The sequence below is a fragment of the Paraburkholderia haematera genome (assembly GCF_905220975.1).
Classification (GTDB): Bacteria; Pseudomonadota; Gammaproteobacteria; order Burkholderiales; family Burkholderiaceae; genus Paraburkholderia; species Paraburkholderia haematera.
Genome location: NZ_CAJNBK010000074.1, coordinates 1 through 644, shown reverse-complemented (window position 1 = coordinate 644; position 644 = coordinate 1). Strand labels below are relative to the sequence as shown.

Sequence of the window (644 nt, the reverse complement as noted above, 5' to 3'; positions counted from 1 at the left end):
GACCACGGCAAGACCACGCTGACGGCAGCGATCACGACGGTGCTGACCAAGAAGTTTGGCGGCGAAGCGAAGGCATACGACCAGATCGACGCGGCGCCGGAAGAAAAGGCACGTGGTATCACGATCAACACGGCGCACGTCGAGTACGAAACGGCTAACCGCCACTACGCACACGTCGACTGCCCGGGCCACGCTGACTATGTGAAGAACATGATCACGGGCGCAGCGCAGATGGACGGCGCGATCCTGGTGTGCTCGGCCGCAGACGGCCCGATGCCGCAAACGCGTGAGCACATCCTGCTGGCGCGTCAGGTTGGCGTTCCGTACATCATCGTGTTCCTGAACAAGTGCGACATGGTGGACGACGCTGAGCTGCTGGAGCTCGTCGAGATGGAAGTTCGCGAACTTCTGTCGAAGTACGACTTCCCGGGCGACGACACGCCGATCATCAAGGGTTCGGCCAAGCTGGCGCTGGAAGGCGACGCAGGCGAGCTGGGCGAAGTGGCGATCATGAACCTGGCCGACGCGCTGGACACGTACATCCCGACGCCGGAGCGCGCAGTTGACGGTGCGTTCCTGATGCCGGTGGAAGACGTGTTCTCGATCTCGGGTCGCGGCACGGTGGTGACGGGTCGCGTTGAGCG

1 protein-coding gene is annotated in these 644 nt (G+C 63.2%); it reads left to right on the top strand.

The window, feature by feature from the left end:
- A partial coding sequence (locus KHO23_RS34910; protein WP_211617545.1) for a GTP-binding protein occupies positions 1-644 on the top strand: 644 nt, incomplete at both ends.